Source organism: Cedecea colo (genome assembly GCF_011808225.1).
GTDB lineage: Bacteria > Pseudomonadota > Gammaproteobacteria > Enterobacterales > Enterobacteriaceae > Dryocola > Dryocola colo.
Genome location: NZ_SOYS01000003.1, coordinates 406,853 through 429,716 on the forward strand (window position 1 = coordinate 406,853; position 22,864 = coordinate 429,716).

The window sequence follows — 22,864 nt, forward strand, 5'->3', positions numbered from 1 at the left end:
ATGTCTGTAATTAAGATGACCGATCTGGATCTGGCTGGTAAGCGTGTTCTGATCCGTGCAGATTTGAACGTACCGGTTAAAGAAGGGAAAGTGACATCTGACGCACGTATCCGTGCATCTCTGCCGACCATCGAACTGGCGCTGAAACAGGGTGCGAAAGTGATGGTGACTTCTCACCTGGGTCGTCCGACCGAAGGCGAGTACAACGAAGAATTCTCTCTGTTGCCGGTTGTTAACTACCTGAAAGACAAGCTGGGTGCGAATGTTCGTCTGGCTAAAGATTATCTGGACGGCGTTGAAGTTGCCGACGGTGAACTGGTCGTGCTGGAAAACGTTCGCTTCAACAAAGGCGAAAAGAAAGACGACGAAACGCTGTCTAAAAAATATGCCGCGCTGTGTGACGTATTCGTAATGGATGCGTTTGGTACCGCTCACCGCGCGCAGGCTTCCACCCACGGCGTTGGCAAATTTGCCGACATCGCCTGCGCAGGCCCGCTGCTGGCAGCAGAACTGGACGCGCTGGGCAAAGCCCTGGGCAATCCGGCTCGCCCGATGGTTGCCATCGTTGGTGGTTCTAAAGTTTCCACTAAACTGACCGTGCTGGATTCTCTCTCCAAAATCGCTGACCAGCTGATCGTTGGCGGCGGTATCGCCAACACCTTCGTTGCCGCTCAAGGCCACAACGTTGGCAAATCCCTGTACGAAGCAGATCTGGTTGATGAAGCAAAACGCCTGCTGACGACCTGCGATATCCCGGTGCCAACCGACGTGCGCGTAGCGACCGAATTCTCTGAAACCGCACCGGCTACGCTGAAATCCGTAAACGACATCAAAGATGAAGAGCAGATTCTGGACCTGGGTGACGTTTCTGCACAGAAACTGGCTGATATTCTGAAAAACGCGAAAACCATTCTGTGGAACGGCCCGGTTGGCGTATTCGAATTTCCGAACTTCCGTAAAGGCACTGAAATCGTTGCTAACGCTATCGCCGACAGCGAAGCGTTCTCCATCGCAGGCGGCGGCGATACGCTGGCTGCTATCGACCTGTTCGGTATTTCAGACAAAATCTCCTACATCTCTACCGGCGGCGGCGCATTCCTCGAATTCGTGGAAGGCAAGGTTCTGCCAGCGGTAGCCATGCTCGAAGAGCGCGCTAAGAAGTAATGATTACGGGCAGGGTATCCTGCCCGTTGATTTCTTGTCGCCCGTAGATTTCAGGCGGCATAAACGTTTCGACGATACAGGACAAACAACCATGTCTAAGATTTTTGACTTCGTAAAACCAGGCGTTATCACGGGTGATGACGTACAGAAAGTTTTCCAGGTAGCAAAAGAGAATAATTTTGCTCTGCCAGCGGTTAACTGCGTAGGCACCGACTCTATCAACGCCGTACTGGAAACCGCTGCGAAAGTTAAAGCACCGGTAATCGTTCAGTTCTCTAACGGCGGCGCTGCTTTCATCGCGGGTAAAGGCGTGAAAACTGACGTTCCTCAGGGTGCAGCAATCCTGGGCGCAATCTCTGGCGCGCATCACGTGCACCAGATGGCTGAACATTATGGCGTGCCGGTAATCCTGCACACCGACCACTGTGCCAAAAAACTGCTGCCGTGGATCGATGGCCTGTTAGACGCGGGTGAAAAACACTTCGCAGCGACCGGCAAACCTCTGTTCTCTTCCCATATGATTGACCTGTCTGAAGAGCCTCTGGAAGAAAACATCGAGATCAGTTCTAAGTACCTGGCCCGCATGTCCAAAATCGGCATGACCCTGGAAATCGAACTGGGCTGCACCGGCGGTGAAGAAGATGGCGTAGATAACAGCCATATGGACGCATCTGCGCTGTACACCCAGCCAGAAGACGTTGATTACGCTTACACCAAACTGAACGCAATCAGCCCGCGCTTCACCATTGCTGCTTCTTTCGGTAACGTGCACGGCGTTTACAAGCCAGGCAACGTAGTCCTGACCCCGACTATTCTGCGCGATTCACAGGAATACGTTTCTAAGAAACACAACCTGCCGCACAACTCCCTGAACTTCGTTTTCCACGGCGGTTCCGGTTCTTCTGCTCAGGAAATTAAAGATTCCGTGAGCTACGGCGTTATCAAAATGAATATCGATACCGACACCCAGTGGGCGACATGGGAAGGTATCCTGAACTATTACAAAGAAAACGAAGCTTACCTGCAGGGCCAGTTGGGCAACCCGAAAGGCGCTGACCAGCCGAACAAGAAATACTACGATCCACGCGTATGGCTGCGCGCTGCGCAGTCTTCGATGATCGTTCGTCTGGAGCAGGCTTTCAAAGAGCTGAACGCGGTCGACGTTCTGTAATTTAAAGCGCTTTATAGCTGTATCAAGCCCGCCTCGAGCGGGCTTTTTTGTCGATTTTTTTGCGTTGAACGGCCATTTTTGTGACCAACCTGGCACATTTACCGCTTTTTACTTACCCTTTAAAGTCTTAGCTGTGCCTGTCGGGCGCAATTTTTCGGTAAGAACAAGGAACCGTAAATGGAAGATCTCAACGTAGTAGAGCGCGTGCATAATGCCGGAGGTTGGCTGGTGCGCAACCAGGCGTTACTGCTGAGCTATGCGGTCAACATTGTCGCGGCTATTGCCATCATTATTGTAGGTATGATCGTTGCCCGCGCCGTTTCCGGCACGGTGAATCGCCTGATGTTGAAGCGCCATATCGACGCCACGGTAGCCGGCTTTCTTTCCGCCCTGGTACGCTACGGCATTATCGCCTTCACGCTGATTGCCGCTCTTGGCCGGGTTGGCGTACAAACCGCATCGGTGATTGCCGTACTGGGTGCTGCGGGTTTAGCAATTGGTCTGGCGCTACAGGGCTCGCTTTCGAACCTGGCAGCAGGCGTCCTGCTGGTAACCTTCCGTCCTTTCCGTGCCGGTGAGTATGTTGATCTCGGAGGCACCGCCGGTACCGTAGTTAGCGTGCAGATTTTCTCCACCACGCTGCGCTCCGCGGACGGCAAAATTGTCGTGGTGCCCAATAAGAAAATTATCGACGGGAATATCACGAACTTTTCTCGTGAGCCGGTGCGTCGTAACGAGTTCATCATTGGCGTGCCCTACGACGCAGATATCGACAGGGTGCGTCAGATCCTTACCGATATCATTAACAGCGACGACCGTATCCTGAAAGATCGTGAGATGGCCGTGCGCATGAACGAGCTGGGCCCCTCTTCGGTTAACTTCGTAATCCGCGTCTGGAGCAACAGCGGCGATCTGCAAAACGTCTATTGGGACGTGCTGGAGCGCGTCAAGAAGGCGCTGGATGCCGAGGGTATCGGCATTCCGTATCCGCAGATGGACGTGAACTTCAAGCGTGTTAAAGAGCCTGAGCAGCAGTGACGACTTATGGCCGGCTCCGGCTGGCCTTTTTTATCATTAGCTCCACTGATTAATCATTAAAATTATCCATTTCCGCTAATATTCCTTCCCGGGTACACTGCTCTTCAGTAACCGCATATTGAAGAGTCATCATCATGATACTTTACTATTTTCAAGGGCTTGCTTTAGGCGCCGCCATGATCCTTCCGCTTGGCCCGCAAAATGCCTTTGTTATGAATCAGGGGATTCGTCGCCAGTATCACCTGATGATTGCCTCGCTTTGTGCGCTAAGCGATCTGGTGCTGATTTGCGGCGGAATATTTGGTGGCAGCGCTGTCCTGATGAAATCGCCCTGGCTGCTGGCGATGGTAACCTGGGGCGGCGTGGCGTTTCTGCTGTGGTACGGCTGGGGCGCGCTGCGTACGGCGATGAGCAGCAGCGTGGAGCTGGCTTCGGCGGAAGTTATGAAGCAGGGGCGCTGGCGCATCATCGCCACCATGCTGGCCGTGACCTGGCTCAATCCACACGTCTACCTGGATACCTTTGTCGTGCTGGGCAGCCTGGGCGGACAGCTTGCTGAAGAACCAAAACGCTGGTTTGCGCTGGGCACCATCAGCGCTTCGATTCTGTGGTTCTACGGCCTGGCGATCCTCGCCGCATGGCTGGCGCCGCGTTTGCGGACCGCGAAAGCCCAGCGGATCATTAACGCTGTGGTAGGGCTGGTGATGTGGTTTATCGCCTCGCAGCTGGCGTGGGATGGCGTTGAGCACCTCAAAGCGCTGGCGGGTTAATTCACCTTTATCCGATAGACAAGTTTTCATTCCAGGCTAAGCTTGCTGCCAAGATGTCCACGTTCTTAGCCAGACGTGATGACAGTGGAACGTAGCATGGAGGAATTACAGTGAAGTTTAAAACCCTGGCATTAGCTGCATTAGTAGGGCTTGGTTCGGTTCCGGCGCTGGCGGATGAGTTGCCAAATGGCCCGCACGTCGTGACTTCCGGCACCGCAAGCGTGGACGCCGTTCCTGATATTGCCACGCTCGCCATTGAAGTAAACGTCTCTGCTAAAGATGCGGCATCGGCCAAAAAGCAGGCTGACGATCGCGTTGCGCAATATCTGACGTTCCTGCAGCAAAGCGGCGTTGAGAAAAAAGACATTAACGCCGCGAATTTGCGCACGCAGCCTGAGTATGACTACCTGAAAGACGGCAAAACCCAGCTGAAAGGCTATCGTGCCGTGCGCCAGGTTGAAGTGACCCTGCGTAAGCTCGACAAAATGAACGAGCTGCTGGACGGCGCGTTGAAAGCTGGCCTCAATGAAATTCGTTCTGTCTCGCTGGGCGTAGCGCATCCGGAAGCCTACAAAGACAAAGCGCGTAAGGCGGCCATCGACGATGCAATCCATCAGGCGAAGCTGTTAGCCGAAGGCTTTGAGAGCAAGCTGGGGCCGGTGTACAGCGTGCGTTATCATGTTTCGAATTATCAGCCAGCGCCTATGGTGCGAATGATGAAAGCCGATGCTGCGGCACCGGTTTCTGCACAAGACACTTACGATCGGCAAACCATTCAGTTCGACGATCAGGTAGACGTGGTGTTTGAGCTGGAACGCGCCCAGAGCCAGCCTGCGCAACAGCAGTGATAATGAGTGGTGGATGGCGCCTGCGCTTATCCATCCTACAAAACCGTTAAACTGCAAAATCGCAGGTCGGATAAGCGCCAGCATCATCCGACAGGACAAAAAATCCCGCCTTTGACAGCGGGATTTTTTTTATTCAGCATCCTGACGCAGTACACGATGTCCATATTCCAGCAGGGCGTCCGTCACGTTGCGCATCATACGGCTTTCCGGCGCAAACCTGTGCCAGTACAGCATGCGTCTTTGCATCAGGCCTGGCGTCAGATCGATTAGCTCGCCGCTGTTTATTTCTCTTTCGATTTGCAGATGCGGGATCATGCAGCACGTAGTGCCCTGGCGCGCCAGCTGCACGAAGGCTTCTGACGAGTTAACGATATGGCACGGCACGCTACCGGGCGAAAGATCGAAGTTCTGCTGCAAAAAAGCCTGGTGCATATCATCCAGATGGTCAAACGCCACCGCGGGCGCTTTCAGCAGCGCAGAGCGCGTAACGCCGTTCGGGAAATAGCGTGCGGCAAAGTCTCTGGAGCCGACAAACAGATAGTCCAGCGCGCCTAAACGATCGACCAGGCAGCTTGGCAGCGGCTGCGGCTGAATTGATACCGCGCCAACAACCTCGCCACGACGCAGGCGTTCCTGAGTTCGGGTTTCATCTTCTACCTGAAGATTCAGGCGAATAGGGGAGTCGGCCAGCACCGGGGCAAGCGCCGGTAGTAACCAGGTTGCCAGGCTGTCGGCATTTACCGCCAGCGAAAGCAGCAGCGGCGTTGAACCGGTTTGCTCATCGCCCAGCCACTCTTCTTCCAGCAGCTCTACCTGACGCAACAGCGCCAGCAGTTTCTGTCCCTGCTCTGTGGGACGTGGTGGCACGGTGCGCACTAACAATGGCTGGCCGAACATATTTTCCAGTTGCTTGATACGTTGTGAAACCGCTGATTGAGTAATGCAGAGCTTCTGCGCCGCGCGCTCAAATCCGCGTTCACGAATAACCGCATCCAGCGCCTGTAGCGTTCTGTAGTCCGGACGTTTCATTGTTGTAGCTGACTCCTGTTTTCGTTGTGCCAGCACTATGACATAAATTTGTGACCGATCCAGACCAAATCCACAAAGATCGGATGAGTTCGGCCATTCGCAAGGACAATCTCCCGGCGCTTGCTCTATAATGCGCGTCAGTTTTCACAGCACAGGCAAATAACCATGACGCAGGATGAACTGAAAAAAGCAGTCGGATGGGCAGCGCTCCAGTACGTGCAGCCGGGCACTATCGTTGGCGTGGGTACAGGCTCCACTGCCGCGCACTTTATTGATGCGCTGGGCACCATCAAACACCAGATTGATGGCGCGGTATCCAGCTCCGACGCTTCCACCGCCAAACTGAAAAGTCTCGGTATTACCGTATACGATCTGAACGAAGTGGATTCCCTTGGGATCTACGTTGACGGCGCAGATGAGATCAACGGACAAATGCAGATGATCAAAGGCGGCGGCGCAGCGCTTACCCGCGAGAAGATCATTGCGTCGGTGGCCGATAAGTTTATCTGTATTGCGGATGCATCCAAGCAGGTCGATATCCTGGGGGATTTCCCTCTGCCGGTAGAAGTGATCCCAATGGCGCGTAGCTGCGTGGCTCGCAAGCTGGTCAAGCTGGGCGGCCGCCCTGAGTACCGTCAGGGCGTGGTAACGGATAACGGCAACATCATCCTTGATGTCTACGGCCTGAGCATTATCGATCCTGTGGCGCTGGAAAACGCGATTAACGGCCTGCCGGGCGTGGTAACCGTTGGTCTGTTTGCCAACCGTGGCGCCGATGTCGCACTGATCGGTACGGCTGACGGCGTGAAAACCATCGTAAAATGATCGGACCGGGGCGCATCATGCGTCCCAACAATCCGTATAAAAAATGACAAATTATTTTAACGGCAAATTTAGTGACATATGTCACATCTTTGCCAAACACCTGTGATTCCTTCCTGGAACGCCTTCACGACCAGCATTTTGTGCTAACTCCTCGCCTCTTATTCCTTTTCGACATCCTCCCAACGCAATCGTTTATATTGCCGAAGGCGTAGATTTTGATATTTTGACGGCAGGGTAACTTACAGGCAGTACCACAACAGCACAGAAAAATAGGGTCGGGAAATGGCAAAAGTATCACTGGAGAAAGACAAAATTAAATTCCTGCTGGTGGAAGGTGTACACCAGAAAGCGGTCGAGAACCTTCGTGCGGCAGGCTATACCAACATCGAGTATCACAAAGGCGCGCTTGATAGCGATGCGCTCAAAGCCTCCATCCGTGATGCCCATTTCATCGGTTTACGTTCCCGCACTCATTTAACTGAAGACGTTCTGGCTGCGGCAGAAAAACTGGTCGCGATCGGCTGCTTCTGTATCGGTACTAACCAGGTCGATCTGGATGCGGCGGCAAAACGCGGCGTTCCGGTCTTTAACGCGCCTTTTTCCAACACTCGCTCGGTGGCCGAACTGGTTATTGGCCAGCTATTACTTCTGCTGCGCGGCATACCGGAAGCGAACGCGAAGGCGCACCGTGGCGTGTGGAATAAACTGGCCGTGGGCTCCTTTGAGGCCCGTGGCAAAAAGCTCGGTATTATCGGTTACGGCCACATCGGGACTCAGCTTGGTATTCTGGCAGAAGCGCTGGGCATGAACGTCTTTTTCTACGATATTGAAAGCAAGCTGCCGCTGGGTAACGCCACGCAGGTGCAGCATCTGTCAGATCTGCTCAATATGAGCGATGTGGTCAGCCTGCACGTACCGGAGAACGCCTCCACTAAGAATATGATTGGCGCCAACGAACTGGCGCTGATGAAGCCGGGCGCGCTGTTAATTAACGATGCTCGCGGAACCGTGGTCGATATCCCTGCGCTGTGCGATGCGCTGGCCCGCAAGCATCTGGCCGGTGCGGCAATCGACGTATTCCCGACCGAGCCCGCAACCAACAGCGATCCGTTCACTTCTCCGCTGTGCGAATTCGATAACGTGATCCTGACCCCGCATATCGGCGGTTCGACCCAGGAAGCGCAGGAAAATATCGGCCTCGAAGTAGCGGGTAAACTGGCTAAATATTCCGATAACGGCTCAACGCTTTCTGCGGTGAACTTCCCGGAAGTTTCCCTGCCGCTGCACAGCGGCACCACGAGCCGCCTGCTGCATATCCATGAAAACCGTCCTGGCATTCTGACCGCGCTGAACCAAATTTTTGCCGAGGAGGGGATCAACATCGCCGCACAGTATCTGCAAACAACATCGAAAATGGGTTATGTGGTGATAGATATTGATGCTGAGGAAGATGTCGCTGAGGCCGCATTAAAATCAATGAAGGCCATTCCAGGCACTATCCGCGCCCGTCTGCTTTACTAGGTTGGTTTACGGCGGGTGGCGCGACGCTTACCCGCCCTACAATTTGCGTTTCGCAGGGTGGATAAGCGAATGCGCCATCCACCGGCGTTACCACTGCCAAAGCCGCGAGGGCGTTACCACCGCGGGCAATGGAATATCCCACTGTTCGGCAGGCAATGTCGGCACTAGCTGGCAATCATGCGCCAGCCCAACGGGCTGCAAACCATGCTGCCGCCAGTTTTGCAAAGTACGGTCGTAGAATCCACCGCCCATGCCCAGACGTTGTCCTTGCTCATCAAAGGCAACCAGCGGCGTAATCAACACATCCAGATTATCCAGCGCTAAAACGTTGCGCACGTCGAGCTTAGGTTCAAGGATCTTCAGGCGGTTCATGACCAGATGGCTGTTTTTGTCGTAGCGTAAAAATAGCAGGCTGCCTTTACTGAAAGGATGAAGCACCGGAAGATAAACGGCCTTTCCCGCCTGCCATAGCGCGCGAATCAGCGGACGCGTATCCAGCTCGCCATCGAAAGACAAAAACACCGCGACGCTGACAGCATCCATCACCGGCGGATAAGCCAGCATGCGCACGGCAGCCTGTTGGGCAAAGATTTGCTGTTCGGTATCGGTGAGGGAGCGGCGTCGTTGCCGAATGGTCTGGCGGATTTCTGTGCGCAGCGTTGAAACAATATGTGGGGGTGGAATTTGCGATATGTGTGTCATGCATGATGACCGGGTAGAAAGAGGGAATCTCCGAGATGCCGCCGCAGGCTGTAACCCTTGAACCCTTGGTTCAAGGTGAATGCAGCGTCACTGTCTTCAGGCTTCTCGGACGGACCGAGCATGCTCACCGACGGTGGAGCGCCACATTCTTGTGGTATGAAATATCGGCTCAGGGGACTGGCCCGCTTGCAAACATCTCAGAGAAATTTGTCCTTCGCAGTTACTCTACCATAGACAACTGTGAAGCGTTATTCAAAGTTTGGACCCTGTCTGTCTGTTATGCGACCTTGTTCAAGGAGTGCCTGTTCAATGGTCTGCTGTAACATTTTGATCCGCTGCTCCATGTTAGCAGCGTAGTCACGGGTTTTCGATTTTTCCTGAGCTAATTCGTAGCAAATATTCAGTGCTGCGATGAAAACTAACTGCTCAGTATTTGTGACTCTAGTGCGAACTTTTAAATCTTGCAACCGCTGATCCAGCTCAACCGCAGCCTGATTCAGCGCATCCTGTTGTTCAGGCGGACAATTCACGCGCAATGAACGACCGAAAATTTGGATATCGACTGGTTGTGCAGACATGCCACCTTCCTGCTGTTAACTCGCCTGCCTGTCGTAACCCTTTAGCAGGTCACGAAAGGGGCGTCACTATAGCTACCCCGTTATGAAGATACAAGCCCTTTTCTGGTGCCCCGGAGTCCCTGGTGGTAGCATAACATGAACTATCCCTGCCAACGATGACGAATGCGCATGTCTATACAGAACGCTATGCCAGGCTACGACGCCGTAAGCCAACTTTTGAACGAACAGGGCGTGGGGCTTACTCCTGCGGAAATGCACGGATTAATCAGCGGCATGCTGTGCGGCGGTAATCAAGACAGCAGCTGGCAACCGCTGCTGCATGACCTGACGAATGAAGGTCTGGCGTTTAGCCAGAACCTGGCCGATACCCTGCGCGATATGCATGCTGCAACCGGCGATGCGCTGGAAGACGACGGCTTCCTGTTCCAGCTTTATCTGCCAGACGGCGACGAAACCACGGTATTCGACCGTGCGGACGCGCTGGCCGGTTGGGTGAATCACTTCCTGCTTGGTCTCGGCGTCACCCAGCCTAAGCTTGATAAAGTCACCGGCGAAACCGGCGAGGCGATTGACGACCTGCGCAATATCGCCCAGCTTGGCTATGACGAAGACGAAGATCAGGAAGAGCTCGAAATGTCGCTGGAAGAGATCGTTGAGTATGTGCGCGTTGCCGCGTTGCTCTGCCACGACACCTTTACTCGCCCGGTGCCAACCGCGCCGGAAGTGCGTAAGCCTACGCTTCACTAAGGATAATAAGCTTCAGGAGGTGTAATGACCCAGCAGGAATTTCTCCGTCGCCGCCAGGCGTTACTGGCGAAAATGGCCCCGGCCAGCGCCGCGCTAATTTTTGCGGCTCCCGAGGCCACGCGCAGTGCGGATAGCGAATACCCGTACCGCCAGAACAGCGACTTCTGGTATCTCACCGGTTTCAACGAACCTGAAGCCGTGCTGGTTCTTATCAAAAGCGATGAACATCACAACCACAGCGTGCTGTTCAACCGGCTGCGCGATAAAACCGCCGAAATCTGGTTTGGCCGTCGTCTGGGGCAGGAAGCCGCGCCGGAAAAACTGGCGGTGGACAGGGCCTTAGCTTTTTCTGAAATCGACGAGCAGTTGTATCAGTTATTGAACGGTCTGGATGTCGTCTATCACGCTCAGGGTGAATACGCTTATGCGGACAGCATCCTCTTTACCGCGCTGGATAAACTGCGTCGCGGTTCTCGCCAGAATCTCTGCGCTCCGGCAACGCTTACCGACTGGCGTCCGTGGTTGCATGAGATGCGGCTATTCAAATCCGAAGAAGAGATTGCCGTACTGCGCCGCGCAGGGGAAATCACCGCGCTGGCCCATACGCGTGCCATGATAAAATGTTGCCCGGGTATGTTCGAATATCAGCTTGAGGGCGAAATTCTGCATGAGTTTAACCGCCACGGCGCACGCTTCCCGTCCTACAATACTATCGTTGGCAGCGGTGAAAACGGCTGTATTTTGCATTACACCGAAAACGAAAGCGAAATGCGCGACGGCGATCTGGTGTTGATTGACGCAGGTTGCGAATACAAAGGTTATGCAGGCGACATTACCCGCACTTTCCCGGTGAACGGTAAATTTACCGCGCCGCAGCGGGCGATTTATGACATCGTTCTCGAATCTCTGGAAACCGCGCTGAAGCTTTATCGCCCCGGTACTTCCGTGCAGGACGTCACCGGTGAGGTTATTCGCATTATGGTTAGCGGGCTGGTGAAACTCGGCATTCTCAATGGCGACGTTGACCAACTGATCGCCGATAACGCGCATCGCTCATTCTTCATGCATGGCCTGAGCCACTGGCTGGGGCTGGATGTACACGACGTCGGCGCGTATGGTCCGGATCGTTCCCGGCTGCTTGAGCCGGGCATGGTTATCACCGTTGAACCGGGTTTGTACATCGCCCCGGATGCAGATGTTCCTGCGGAGTATCGGGGCATCGGTATTCGTATCGAAGACGATATTGTGATAACTGCCGAAGGCAATGAAAACCTGACGGCGAGCGTGGTGAAATCTGCCGATGAAATCGAAGCCTTAATGACCGCGGCGCGTCAGCTATGAGCGTGATAATTGTCGGTGGCGGCATGACTGGCGCAACGCTTGCGCTGGCCATCTCGCATATGACGGGCGGCAAGCTGCCGGTACATCTGGTAGAAGCGACCGCGCCCGAGACGGCTGCGCATCCCGGCTTTGACGCGCGTGCGATTGCGCTGGCGCAGGGCACCTGCCAGCAGCTGACTAACATCGGCGTCTGGCCTGCGATTTCGCCTTGCGCAACCGCAATCACTTCCGTGCACGTGAGCGATCGAGGCCACGCCGGTTTTGTCACTCTGCAGGCGGAAGATTATCAAATTAGCGCGTTGGGGCAGGTGGTTGAGCTGCATGATGTCGGCCAGCGGCTGTTTGCGCTGTTGCGTAAAGCCCCTGGCGTCACATTACATTGCCCGCAGCGCGTAGCTTCCTTCACTCGTGAAGAAAATCGCGTTAGCGTTACGCTTGATAACGGCTCCGTGCTGGAAGGCAAGCTGCTGATCGCGGCAGATGGTTCACGCTCGCAGCTTGCGGCGCAGTGCGGTATTACCTGGCAGCAAGAGGATTACCGGCAGATCGGCGCCATTGCGAACGTTACTACCGCGCTGCCGCACAACGGCCGTGCGTTCGAGCGTTTCACTCAGTATGGCCCGCTGGCGATGTTACCAATGTCCGGCGGACGCTGTTCGCTGGTCTGGTGTCATCCGCAGGATGCGCTGGCAGAGGTGAAAAGCTGGGATGAGGCGCGATTCTGCAATGAATTGCAGCGTGCTTTTGGCTGGCGGCTTGGGCGTATTACCCAGGCAGGCGCCCGTAATATCTACCCGCTGGCGCTGACTACCGCTTCACAGACGATTTCGCACCGCGTGGCGCTCGTTGGTAATGCGGCGCAAACCCTGCATCCGATTGCCGGGCAGGGTTTTAACCTCGGTTTGCGCGACGTTATATCGCTTGCGGAATCGCTGACGGCCGCCTGGCAGGCGCAGCAGGATCCGGGCAGTTATCCGGTACTGGCAGCATATCAACAACGTCGGGCGATGGATAAAGCCGCCACCATTGGCGTAACAGATGGTCTGGTGCATTTATTTGCCAACCGCTGGGCGCCGCTGGTGGCAGGGCGCAACCTTGGTCTGATGGCGATGGAACATTTTACTCCGGCACGCGATGTGCTGGCACAGCGCACCCTTGGTTGGGTGGCGCGTTAAAGGAGAGTCAATTTGCAAAGCGTTGATGTGGCGATTGTTGGTGGCGGCATGGTGGGTCTGGCGGTCGCCTGTGGCCTGCAGGGGAGCGGTCTTCGCGTGGCGGTGCTGGAGAGTCAGCCTCCGCAGCCGCAGGCTCCTGATGCTCCTCCGGCGCTGCGGGTTTCGGCCATAAACGCTGCCAGCGAAAAGCTGCTGGCTCATCTTGGCGTCTGGCCAACTATCATCGCCCGGCGCGCCAGCATCTATCACGGCATGGAAGTCTGGGATCGCGACAGCTTCGGGCGAATTACCTTTGATGATAAAACCTATGGTTTCAGCCACCTGGGACACATCATCGAAAATACGGTAATCCATCATGCGCTCTGGCAGCGCGCGGAGCAGAACCCGGATATTACGCTTATGGCCCCGGCTGAACTGCAACAGGTCGCCTGGGGAGAAAACGAAGCGTTTATCACCCTGAAAGATGGCGCGATGCTGACGGCCCGCCTGGTCGTGGGAGCTGACGGCGCAAACTCCTGGCTGCGGAATCAGGCCGATATCCCGCTCACGTTCTGGGATTATCACCAGCACGCGCTTGTCGCCACCATCCGTACCGCACGGCCGCATCAGGCCGTTGCACGGCAGGTTTTCCACGGCGAGGGCATTCTGGCTTTCCTGCCGCTTTCCGATCCGCATCTGTGCTCGATTGTCTGGTCGCTGCCGCAACGGGAAGCGGAGCGTATGCAAAATGCCACGCCCGAAGCGTTTAATCAGGCGCTTTCCGTGGCCTTTGATATGCGGCTGGGGCTATGCAGCCTCGAAAGCGAGCGCCAGGTCTTCCCGCTAACGGGCCGCTACGCGCGTAATTTCGCGGCTCATCGCCTCGCGCTGGTGGGTGATGCGGCGCATACCATCCATCCGCTGGCCGGGCAGGGTGTCAACCTTGGCTTTATGGATGCCGCAGAACTGATCGATGAAATTCGTCGTGCGCATCGCCAGGGCAAAGATATCGGGCAATATTTATATCTGCGGCGCTACGAGCGTAGCCGCAAGCACAGCGCGGCAATGATGCTGGCGAGCATGCAGGGCTTCCGCGATTTATTCGCAGGCAGCAATCCGGCGAAAAAACTGCTGCGTGATATCGGCCTGAAGCTTGCGGACAGGCTGCCCGGCGTGAAGCAGAAATTGATCCGCCAGGCGATGGGTCTGCAAGATTTACCTTCCTGGCTACGTTAAAGCATAACGTTAACTCCGTCACACTTCCCTTTCCGCCAGCCGGGAAGGGGAACCTCTCCCTCATTTGAAATATTCTAATCTCACCGCCAATTTCGGATTACATTTTTTAATGCGGCCTTTTCAGGGATGCAGTGAAATGGTTTCTGAAATGGTCGTAAATGTTAGCTAACTCTAACTTCTGCGCTTAATGCTTCCGATTTATGCGTGCTTCCTCGCATTTTTGCAGACGAATACTCTGCATGTTGCCTCGCCCGTTTTAGCCATAAGCTAATGTAATGGCCGTTTTACCCTTATGGTTTACGTCGCCTTTCGGTGGTAAGTTCAGAGTAAAGGTAACGTTTGCGTCGCTATCGGGAACGGTGGCGATGCCGGGTTTCGTCTGACGAAAAGCAAAGCGTAAAAACGCCTGCTAACCAGTCGGTTAAAGAGGAAAAGATGGCTCAACAGACTCCTTTGTTTGAACAACATAATCTCTGCGGCGCGCGCATGGTGGATTTCCATGGCTGGATGATGCCGCTGCACTACGGCTCGCAGATTGACGAACACCACGCGGTACGTACCGATGCGGGCATGTTCGACGTTTCCCACATGACCATTGTCGATTTACACGGCAGCCGCACCCGTGAATTTCTGCGCTACCTGGTCGCCAACGACGTTGCCAAACTGACCCAGCCGGGCAAAGCCCTTTATACCGGCATGCTGAACGCGTCCGGCGGCGTTATCGACGATCTCATTATCTATTTCTTTACTGAAGACTATTTCCGCCTGGTGGTGAACTCCGCCACCCGTGAAAAAGACCTTGAGTGGATCAGCCAGCACGCGGAGCCGTTCGCCGTTGAATTGACCGTGCGGGACGATCTGGCTCTGATTGCCGTGCAGGGCCCCAATGCCCAGGCAAAAGCCGCCAAACTGTTTACCGAAGAGCAACGCAACGCGGTAGCAGGCATGAAGCCATTCTTTGGCGTGCAGGCGGGAGATTTGTTTATCGCCACCACCGGCTACACCGGCGAAGCAGGCTATGAAATTGCCATGCCAAACGAGAAAGCCGCAGAATTCTGGGCGCAGCTTGTTGAAGCGGGCGTTAAGCCCTGCGGCCTCGGCGCGCGCGATACGCTGCGTCTGGAAGCGGGCATGAACCTCTACGGCCAGGAAATGGACGAAGGCGTTTCTCCGCTGGCGGCAAACATGGGCTGGACCGTGGCCTGGGAACCTGCCGACCGCGATTTTATCGGCCGCGAAGCGCTTGAAGCACAGCGCGCAAAAGGCACCGGGAAGCTGGTCGGCTTGATCATGACCGAGAAAGGCGTATTACGTAACGAGCTGCCCGTTCGTTTCACCGACGAATCCGGCAACGTCTGCGAAGGGATTATCACCAGCGGCACCTTCTCGCCAACGCTTGGCTACAGCATTGCTCTGGCGCGCGTACCGGCAGGCATCGGCGACACCGCCATCGTCCAGATCCGCAACCGCGAAATGCCGGTAAAAGTCACTAAACCTGTTTTTGTTCGCGCCGGTAAGCCCGTCGCACAGTAAATTTTGATAGAGGGAAAGAACGATGAGCAATGTGCCTAATGAACTGAAATACAGCAAAGAACATGAATGGCTGCGTAAAGAAGCGGATGGCTCCTGGACCGTAGGCATCACCGAGCATGCGCAAGAGCTGCTGGGCGATATGGTGTTCGTGGATCTGCCAGAAGTGGGCACCGCCGTCAGCGCCGGTGACGACTGCGCCGTTGCGGAATCCGTGAAAGCCGCATCCGATATTTATGCGCCAGTCAGCGGCGAAATCCTCGCCGTGAACAACGAACTGGAAGGCGCGCCGGAGCTGGTAAACAGCGAGCCGTACACCGGCGGCTGGATCTTTAAAATCAAAGCCAGCGACGAATCTGAGTTAGACGCTCTGCTGGACGCCGCCGCGTACGAAGCCCTGTTGGAAAACGAGTAATACTGTATCTGGCGGGTGACGCTCTGCTTACCCGCCCTACGATGTTCACCAAGACTTGTTTTGTAGGGTGGATAAGCGTCGCGCCATCCACCGCTAAAGTTCTGCATGTTTTTCAGGAATCACCGCTCATGACCCAGTCCTTACGTAGCCTTGAGAACCACGAAGCGTTTATTGACCGCCACATTGGCCCCTGCGCCCGGCAGCAGCACGAAATGCTGGAAACCGTGGGCGCGGGTTCTTTAAATGAACTGATTTCCACCATTGTTCCGGCTGATATTCAGCTCGCACAGCCGCCGCAGGTGGGCGAAGCGGCAACAGAATTTGCCGCACTGGCTGAACTCAAAGCCATTGCTGGCCGCAATAAGCGCTTCAAAACCTACATTGGGATGGGCTACACCGCGGTACAAACGCCGCCGGTAATTCTGCGTAACATGCTGGAAAACCCGGGCTGGTACACCGCGTATACGCCTTATCAGCCAGAAGTTTCTCAGGGCCGTCTCGAAGCGCTGCTGAACTTCCAGCAGGTAACGCTGGACCTGACCGGTCTGGATATCGCCTCCGCCTCGCTGCTTGATGAAGCAACCGCCGCCGCAGAAGCAATGGCGATGGCAAAGCGCGTAAGCAAACTGAAGAACGCCAACCGTTTCTTCGTGGCGGCTGACATCCATCCGCAGACGCTGGACGTGGTGCGTACCCGCGCGGAAACCTTTGGTTTTGACGTGATCGTCGATGAGGCAGCAAAAGTGCTGGATCATCAGGACGTATTCGGCGTGCTGCTGCAACAGGTTGGCACCACGGGAGAAGTGCACGATTACAGCGCGCTCATTGAAGCATTAAAACAACGCAAAGTTGTGGTAAGCGTCGCCGCTGATTTTATGTCGCTGGTGCTGCTGACCGCGCCGGGTAAGCAGGGCGCAGACATCGTCTTCGGCTCCGCACAGCGCTTTGGCGTGCCGATGGGCTACGGCGGCCCGCATGCGGCATTCTTCGCCGCGCGTGATGAATTTAAACGCTCCATGCCAGGCCGTATTATCGGCGTTTCTCGCGACGCTTCGGGCCGCACCGCGCTGCGTATGGCGATGCAGACTCGTGAGCAGCATATCCGCCGCGAGAAAGCGAACTCCAACATCTGTACTTCTCAGGTGCTGCTGGCCAATATCGCCAGCCTGTACGCGGTGTTCCACGGTCCGGCCGGGCTTAAGCGCATTGCAGGCCGCATTCACCGCCTGACCGATATCCTTGCCGCTGGCCTGCAAAAGAAAGGCCTGGTGCTGCGCCACAAACACTGGTTCGACACGCTGTGCGTGGAAGTGGCAGATAAAGTCGCCGTCCTGGCGCGTGCCGAAGCAAACGAAATCAACCTGCGCAGCGACATTCTGGGCGCGGTAGGCATTACGCTTGACGAAGCGACCACTCGCGAAGACGTGCAGGCGCTGTTCAACGTGCTGCTGGGCGATAACCACGGTCTGGATATCGACAAACTGGACCAGGACGTGGCTGGCGACAGCCTGTCTATCCCGGCGGCAATGCTGCGCGAAGACGAAATTCTGGCTCATCCGGTATTCAATCGCTACCACAGCGAAACCGAGATGATGCGCTACATGCACTCTCTGGAGCGCAAAGATCTGGCGCTCAACCAGGCGATGATCCCGCTCGGCTCCTGCACCATGAAGCTTAACGCCGCGGCGGAAATGATCCCCATCACCTGGCCGGAATTTGCCGAACTGCATCCGTTCTGCCCGGCAAACCAGGCGGAAGGCTATCACCAGATGATTTCCCAGCTGTCTGACTGGCTGGTGAAACTGACCGGTTACGACGCGCTTTGCATGCAGCCAAACTCTGGCGCGCAGGGTGAATATGCTGGCCTGCTGGCGATTCGCCGTTACCACGAAAGCCGCAACGAAGCCGGGCGTAATATCTGCCTGATCCCCAGCTCTGCACACGGCACCAATCCGGCCTCTGCACAAATGGCGGGCATGGAAGTGATCGTTGTCGCCTGCGACAAGCAGGGCAACATCGATCTTCAGGATCTGCGTGCGAAAGCGGAGCAGGCGGGCGCTGCGCTTTCCTGCATCATGGTGACTTATCCGTCCACCCATGGCGTTTACGAAGAAACCATCCGCGAAGTCTGCGAGATTGTTCACCAGGCAGGCGGCCAGGTTTACCTGGACGGCGCGAACATGAACGCTCAGGTGGGCATTACTTCGCCGGGCCATATCGGCGCGGACGTTTCACACCTCAACCTGCACAAAACTTTCTGCATTCCACACGGCGGCGGCGGGCCGGGCATGGGGCCAATCGGCGTGAAAGCGCATCTGGCGCCGTTTGTGCCGGGCCACAGCGTGGTGCAAATTGAAGAGATGCTGACCCAGCAGGGCGCGGTTTCTGCCGCACCGTTCGGCAGCGCTTCGATCCTGCCAATCAGCTGGATGTACATTCGTATGATGGGCGCGGAAGGCCTGAAGAAAGCAAGTCAGGTGGCGATTCTGAACGCCAACTACATCGCCAGCCGCCTGCAGTCCGCCTTCCCGATTCTCTACGCTGGCGCGAATGGCCGCGTGGCGCACGAATGTATTCTCGATATTCGTCCGCTGAAAGAAGAAACCGGCATTAGCGAGTTGGATATTGCTAAGCGCCTGATTGATTTCGGATTCCATGCGCCGACCATGTCCTTCCCGGTTGCGGGGACGCTGATGGTTGAGCCAACAGAATCTGAAAGCAAGCTGGAGCTGGACCGCTTTATCGACGCGATGTTAACTATTCGTACCGAAATCGACCGCGTAGCGCGTGGAGAATGGCCGCTGGAAGACAATCCGCTGGTGAATGCACCGCACACGCAGGATGAAATTGTCTCTGAGTGGGCGCACCCATACACCCGCGAACTGGCCGTTTTCCCGACGGGCCACAGCAATAAATACTGGCCGACCGTTAAGCGTCTGGACGATGTGTATGGCGACCGTAACCTGTTCTGCTCCTGCGTGCCGATGAGCGAATATCAGTAAAGGCTATCAATAAGATATAAATAAGGGGCACGTCGGTGCCCTCAGACTGATGACAAACTCTCAACCAGCACAGGTTGAACATATACCACCGAATAAAAAATAAGGAAAATCAATGGATTGATTTTCGTCTGATAACCACAAAGAAGGAAAAACCACGCTTTTTCCTTCTTTGTCAGCAATCTAAGGGCACGTCGGTGCCCTTTGTTTTATCTGGTGAACTGGGGGAAATATGCAAATCGCACTCGTCACCGGCGGCAGCCGCGGCATCGGCAGAGCAACCGCTATCCTGCTGGCGCGCTCCGGCTATAAGGTCGTCGTTAACTATCTGCGTAACAAGCAGGCCGCAGATGAAGTAGTCAATGCTATTCGCGATGCGGGCGGCGAAGCGATGGCTATCAAAGCCGATATCGCCGATGAACTGCAGGTGCTGGCGATGTTTGCTGAAATCGACCATGCTTTTGGCCCGCTCACCGCCCTGGTCAATAACGCGGGCATTCTCTTCCAGCAATCCACCATCGAAAGCCTGACGGCGGATCGTATCAACCGCGTGCTGGCAACTAACGTTACGGGCTATTTTCTTTGTTGCCGTGAAGCGGTCAAGCGCATGGCTTATCGCCACGGCGGAGAAGGCGGTGCAATTGTTAACGTTTCTTCCGCTGCGGCACGCCTGGGTTCGCCGGGCGAATACGTCGATTACGCTGCCTCAAAAGGGGCGATAGACACGCTGACCACCGGGCTTTCGCTGGAAGTTGCGGCGCAGGGCATTCGCGTTAACGGCGTGCGTCCTGGGTTTATCTATACCGATATGCACGCATCGGGCGGCGAAGCCGGGCGGGTCGATCGCGTGAAGTTTTCCCTGCCGATGCAGCGTGGCGGGCAGCCGGAAGAAGTTGCCGAGGCCATTGCCTGGTTGCTCAGCCAAAAAGCCTCTTATGTCACCGGCAGCTTTATCGATTTGGCCGGTGGAAAATAAAGAAACAGCCTGGATAGCGCCAGCAAAGCCAGGGGAGCGTTGTCCAGGCTGCTGTTATATTAGTTTTTCTTCATAGTATCTTTAGACATGGCGTCCTTCGACATACTGCCTTTATGCATGTCCTGCTCCGGCACTGACCCTTTCTTCATACAATCTTTTTTCATGCCGTCTTTATTGCAATCGTGGGACATACCCATTTTGTCTTTCGACATATTATCTTTGCTCATTGTGTCGGCAGCATTTGCGCCCGCCATTCCCAAAGCCAGCGTGGAGCACATAAAAACAGCGTAGAGTTTTTTCATGTTATTTACCTTTTGATGGGTGAGGAATTTTAACTACCACTCAGCCGGGCGTTAAGCGCAGCCATAGCAGGCGGATAACGGCCGGTCGAATATGCAATACAGGCTTATCGCGCTGCTTGCTGACGATGCGATGAAGCCAGTATTGGCCAGATTTATTCCCCAATGCCTCACGCAAAGTTAAATAAAATGTGACAACTTCCCGGCTGCTTGTTGTGTAGACTTTCACTATGCGGCGCGTGTGGGAGTTAATAAGTGAAGCAGGACAAAAAGCTACTTATCGTGGAAGACGATGAGAACATTGCTGAGCTTTTGCAATTGCATCTGCGGGAAGAGGGTTTTGAAATAACCCATGCCGCAGACGGTAATGTCGGTCTGGAAAAGCTTAAGCAGGGAGGATGGGACGCGTTAATCCTCGACCTGATGCTGCCCGGCGTGGATGGTCTGGAAATTTGCCGCTACGCCCGCACCATGACGCGCTATACGCCAATCATTATGATCAGCGCCCGCTCCAGCGAAACGCACAGGGTGCTCGGCCTTGAACTTGGCGCGGATGACTACCTTGCTAAGCCCTTTTCCATGCTGGAACTGGTGGCGCGTGTCAAAGCGCTGTTTCGCCGCCAGGAAGCCATGAGCCACAACCTGCGCCTTGATGCGGGCACGCTCACTTTCGGCGCGCTCACTATCGATCCGCTGGCCCGTGACGTGCAGCTTAACCATCTTTCGGTTGAACTTACGCCACGCGAATTCGATCTTCTTTATTTCTTTGCCAGAAATCCGGACAAAGTTTTCTCCCGCCTCAACTTGCTTAACCAGGTGTGGGGATATGAACACGAAGGTTACGAACATACGGTTAATACGCATATCAATCGCCTGCGCATCAAGATTGAAGACAACCCGGCGGAGCCGAGTTTTATTCGTACCGTCTGGGGAAAAGGCTATAAATTCACCGCACAGCCGCACGAGTAAACCATGCGAACTCTTACCCTTTCACAACGCCTGACGCTGATTTTTGCGCTTTTGCTCCTGACGTCGTGCGCGCTGCTGGGCTGGTTACAGGTGCGTACCAGCACGCAGTACAGCCAGGCGGTTATCCAGCAGCTTTCTGGCGATCTGGCGCAGCACATCAACCAAAGTTATCCGCTGCTCGGACAGGATGGACTTAATAAGGAATCAGTGCGCAGACTGTTCGATCACCTGATGGCCGTAAACCCCAGCGTTGAAGTTTACCTGCTGGATAATCAAGGTAATATCGTTGGCGACGGCGCGCCGGTTGGGCACCTGAAGCGCGAGCGTGTCGATTTACAGCCGATACAAACGGCGTTAAGCAGCCGTCAGTATCCCATTTACGGCGACGATCCGCGCAGCCTTGAAGGCAGGAAAGTTTTTAGCGTGGCACCGATGCGCCAGAACGGGCAGGTCAAAGGTTATCTGTACGTTATTCTGCTGGGTGAGAATTACAGCGCGTTAAACAGCGATGCGCAATTTACCGCCCTGCTGAAAATTGTTCTGCTTTCCATCAGCCTGGTTGCCCTGCTGGGGCTGATTGTGGGCGGGCTGGCTTTTCGGTGGATAACCCGTCCGCTGCGCGAGCTTTCTCATCAGGTCCGCGCCCTGGAAACCGGCGGCATGGAAGAGATGCGGACGATGGCTGCGCTGCCGCTGCATCAAGGAAAAGGCAACGATGAGATTAGCCTTCTGCGCCAGGGTGTTATCACCATGGCACGGCGCATTGCCGAACAGTGGCATCGTTTATCGCAACAGGATCAACTGCGCCGTGAGTTTATCGCCAATATTTCCCATGACTTACGTACGCCGCTCACTTCCCTGCACGGCTATCTGGAAAGTTTATCCGTAATGTCGGCGACGCTTTCCGAAGCGGATAAAAAACGCTATCTGGACATCGCGCTTGGGCAGAGCCAGAAAGTCGGGGCGCTTGCGCAGTCGCTGTTTGAACTGGCGCGCCTGGAATATGGCGTGGTGAAACCGCAAAAAGAACATTTTTCTCTGGGCGAGCTTTTACAGGACGTGTTTCAAAAATTTGAACTGGCGGCGCAAACCCGGCGGCAGCAACTGCTGGCCGACATTCAGCCCGCTCTGCCGCTGATAGATGCCGATCTGGCGATGATCGAACGCGTGCTGACCAACCTGCTGGACAATGCTATTCGCCACGCGCCGGAAGGCGGCATCATAGCTGTGCGTTTGTGGAAAGAGGGCGGGAAAGTGCTGGTGCAGGTGAGTGATAACGGGCCCGGCATTCCGCAGGAATTAAAAGATGGGCTTTTCGTTCGCCCGTCTATCGCCAGCCAGTCACGGTTGCGGGTCGGTGGGCTGGGGTTGATGATTGTGCGCCAGATGCTGCAGCTTCACGGCAGCGACATTACGCTGGTAGAGAAACCAGATAACGGTGCCTGTTTCCGCTTTGCGCTGCCGGTTTGAGTCGATCGGGCGGCGCTGGCGCGTACTACCCGACCTACGAACTGATTAGCAAGTTGTGGAGACGCTTTCCAGGCATCAGGAA

The 22,864-nt window shown here is 55.3% G+C and carries 21 protein-coding genes and 1 other RNA gene; 17 read left to right on the top strand and 5 right to left on the bottom strand.

Annotated features, from left to right (window positions below; genetic code table 11):
• The 5 genes from pgk to E2L00_RS10215 all read left to right on the top strand — a co-directional run bounded on the left by pgk (position 1) and on the right by E2L00_RS10215 (position 4,991).
• The gene (pgk, locus tag E2L00_RS10195; protein ID WP_167610647.1) at positions 1–1,164 is read left to right on the top strand and encodes a phosphoglycerate kinase; all 1,164 of its coding nucleotides are present in this window, start codon (positions 1–3) and stop codon (positions 1,162–1,164) included.
• 91 nt (positions 1,165–1,255) lie between these two features.
• Positions 1,256–2,335, top strand: coding sequence for a class II fructose-bisphosphate aldolase (gene fbaA / locus E2L00_RS10200; protein WP_167610649.1), 1,080 nt, complete (start codon positions 1,256–1,258; stop codon positions 2,333–2,335).
• Between the two features lie 177 nt (positions 2,336–2,512).
• On the top strand, positions 2,513–3,373 hold the full coding sequence (gene mscS / locus E2L00_RS10205) for a small-conductance mechanosensitive channel MscS (protein ID WP_167610652.1): 861 nt from the start codon (positions 2,513–2,515) through the stop codon (positions 3,371–3,373).
• A 134-nt stretch (positions 3,374–3,507) separates the two neighbouring features.
• Positions 3,508–4,143 carry an arginine exporter ArgO gene (gene argO, locus E2L00_RS10210; RefSeq protein ID WP_167610655.1) on the top strand — a complete coding sequence of 212 codons (636 nt, stop codon included), beginning with the start codon at positions 3,508–3,510 and terminating at the stop codon, positions 4,141–4,143.
• Between the two features lie 110 nt (positions 4,144–4,253).
• Positions 4,254–4,991 carry an oxidative stress defense protein gene (locus E2L00_RS10215; RefSeq protein WP_167610658.1) on the top strand — a complete coding sequence of 246 codons (738 nt, stop codon included), beginning with the start codon at positions 4,254–4,256 and terminating at the stop codon, positions 4,989–4,991.
• A gap of 129 nt (positions 4,992–5,120) precedes the next feature.
• Here the strand turns inward: E2L00_RS10215 and argP are convergent, their stop codons facing one another.
• On the bottom strand, positions 5,121–6,020 hold the full coding sequence (gene argP / locus E2L00_RS10220; protein WP_167610661.1) for a DNA-binding transcriptional regulator ArgP: 900 nt from the start codon (positions 6,018–6,020) through the stop codon (positions 5,121–5,123).
• Between the two features lie 165 nt (positions 6,021–6,185).
• Between argP and rpiA the strand changes: the two genes are divergently transcribed.
• Together rpiA and serA are read left to right on the top strand one after the other, a co-directional pair.
• Complete coding sequence (gene rpiA / locus E2L00_RS10225; protein WP_167610664.1) at positions 6,186–6,845, top strand: ribose-5-phosphate isomerase RpiA; 660 nt, start codon at positions 6,186–6,188, stop codon at positions 6,843–6,845.
• 282 nt (positions 6,846–7,127) lie between these two features.
• Positions 7,128–8,366 (top strand): phosphoglycerate dehydrogenase, encoded by a 1,239-nt coding sequence (gene serA, locus E2L00_RS10230; RefSeq protein WP_167610667.1) that lies wholly within the window; start codon positions 7,128–7,130, stop codon positions 8,364–8,366.
• Positions 8,367–8,453: 87 nt separating this feature from the next.
• Here serA and E2L00_RS10235 read toward each other — a convergent pair whose 3' ends face one another.
• From E2L00_RS10235 to zapA, 3 genes are all read right to left on the bottom strand, one after another.
• Positions 8,454–9,068 (bottom strand): 5-formyltetrahydrofolate cyclo-ligase, encoded by a 615-nt coding sequence (locus E2L00_RS10235; protein WP_167610670.1) that lies wholly within the window; start codon positions 9,066–9,068, stop codon positions 8,454–8,456.
• A 23-nt stretch (positions 9,069–9,091) separates the two neighbouring features.
• Positions 9,092–9,275, bottom strand: a non-coding RNA gene (gene ssrS, locus E2L00_RS10240) — 6S RNA.
• 41 nt (positions 9,276–9,316) lie between these two features.
• Positions 9,317–9,646, bottom strand: a complete 330-nt coding sequence (zapA, locus tag E2L00_RS10245; protein ID WP_121263887.1) for a cell division protein ZapA — start codon at positions 9,644–9,646, stop codon at positions 9,317–9,319.
• A 168-nt stretch (positions 9,647–9,814) separates the two neighbouring features.
• On the opposite strand from zapA, the gene E2L00_RS10250 reads away from it, so the two are divergent.
• The 8 genes from E2L00_RS10250 to E2L00_RS10285 all read left to right on the top strand — a co-directional run bounded on the left by E2L00_RS10250 (position 9,815) and on the right by E2L00_RS10285 (position 20,044).
• Positions 9,815–10,393: a YecA/YgfB family protein gene (locus E2L00_RS10250; protein ID WP_167610673.1), complete on the top strand. Its 579-nt coding sequence runs from the start codon at positions 9,815–9,817 to the stop codon at positions 10,391–10,393.
• A gap of 24 nt (positions 10,394–10,417) precedes the next feature.
• Entirely contained in the window at positions 10,418–11,734 is a 1,317-nt protein-coding gene (pepP, locus tag E2L00_RS10255) for a Xaa-Pro aminopeptidase (protein ID WP_167610675.1), read from the top strand.
• On the top strand, positions 11,731–12,909 hold the full coding sequence (ubiH, locus tag E2L00_RS10260) for a 2-octaprenyl-6-methoxyphenyl hydroxylase (RefSeq protein ID WP_167610678.1): 1,179 nt from the start codon (positions 11,731–11,733) through the stop codon (positions 12,907–12,909). The genes pepP and ubiH overlap by 4 nt, the downstream gene beginning before the upstream one ends.
• Before the next feature lie 12 nt (positions 12,910–12,921).
• Positions 12,922–14,124, top strand: a complete 1,203-nt coding sequence (ubiI, locus tag E2L00_RS10265; protein ID WP_167610681.1) for an FAD-dependent 2-octaprenylphenol hydroxylase — start codon at positions 12,922–12,924, stop codon at positions 14,122–14,124.
• Positions 14,125–14,559: 435 nt separating this feature from the next.
• On the top strand, positions 14,560–15,657 hold the full coding sequence (gcvT, locus tag E2L00_RS10270; RefSeq protein ID WP_167610684.1) for a glycine cleavage system aminomethyltransferase GcvT: 1,098 nt from the start codon (positions 14,560–14,562) through the stop codon (positions 15,655–15,657).
• Between the two features lie 22 nt (positions 15,658–15,679).
• The gene (gcvH, locus tag E2L00_RS10275; protein ID WP_167610687.1) at positions 15,680–16,069 is read left to right on the top strand and encodes a glycine cleavage system protein GcvH; all 390 of its coding nucleotides are present in this window, start codon (positions 15,680–15,682) and stop codon (positions 16,067–16,069) included.
• Positions 16,070–16,197: 128 nt separating this feature from the next.
• Positions 16,198–19,071 (top strand): aminomethyl-transferring glycine dehydrogenase, encoded by a 2,874-nt coding sequence (gcvP, locus tag E2L00_RS10280; RefSeq protein WP_167610690.1) that lies wholly within the window; start codon positions 16,198–16,200, stop codon positions 19,069–19,071.
• Between the two features lie 229 nt (positions 19,072–19,300).
• Positions 19,301–20,044, top strand: a complete 744-nt coding sequence (locus E2L00_RS10285; RefSeq protein WP_167610693.1) for an SDR family oxidoreductase — start codon at positions 19,301–19,303, stop codon at positions 20,042–20,044.
• Between the two features lie 59 nt (positions 20,045–20,103).
• Here the strand turns inward: E2L00_RS10285 and E2L00_RS10290 are convergent, their stop codons facing one another.
• Complete coding sequence (locus E2L00_RS10290; RefSeq protein ID WP_167610696.1) at positions 20,104–20,346, bottom strand: pentapeptide MXKDX repeat protein; 243 nt, start codon at positions 20,344–20,346, stop codon at positions 20,104–20,106.
• Positions 20,347–20,598: 252 nt separating this feature from the next.
• On the opposite strand from E2L00_RS10290, the gene E2L00_RS10295 reads away from it, so the two are divergent.
• The gene (locus tag E2L00_RS10295; RefSeq protein ID WP_167610699.1) at positions 20,599–21,312 is read left to right on the top strand and encodes a winged helix-turn-helix domain-containing protein; all 714 of its coding nucleotides are present in this window, start codon (positions 20,599–20,601) and stop codon (positions 21,310–21,312) included.
• A gap of 3 nt (positions 21,313–21,315) precedes the next feature.
• Positions 21,316–22,782: a HAMP domain-containing sensor histidine kinase gene (locus tag E2L00_RS10300; protein ID WP_167610702.1), complete on the top strand. Its 1,467-nt coding sequence runs from the start codon at positions 21,316–21,318 to the stop codon at positions 22,780–22,782.
• The last annotated feature ends 82 nt before the right edge of the window (positions 22,783–22,864 follow it).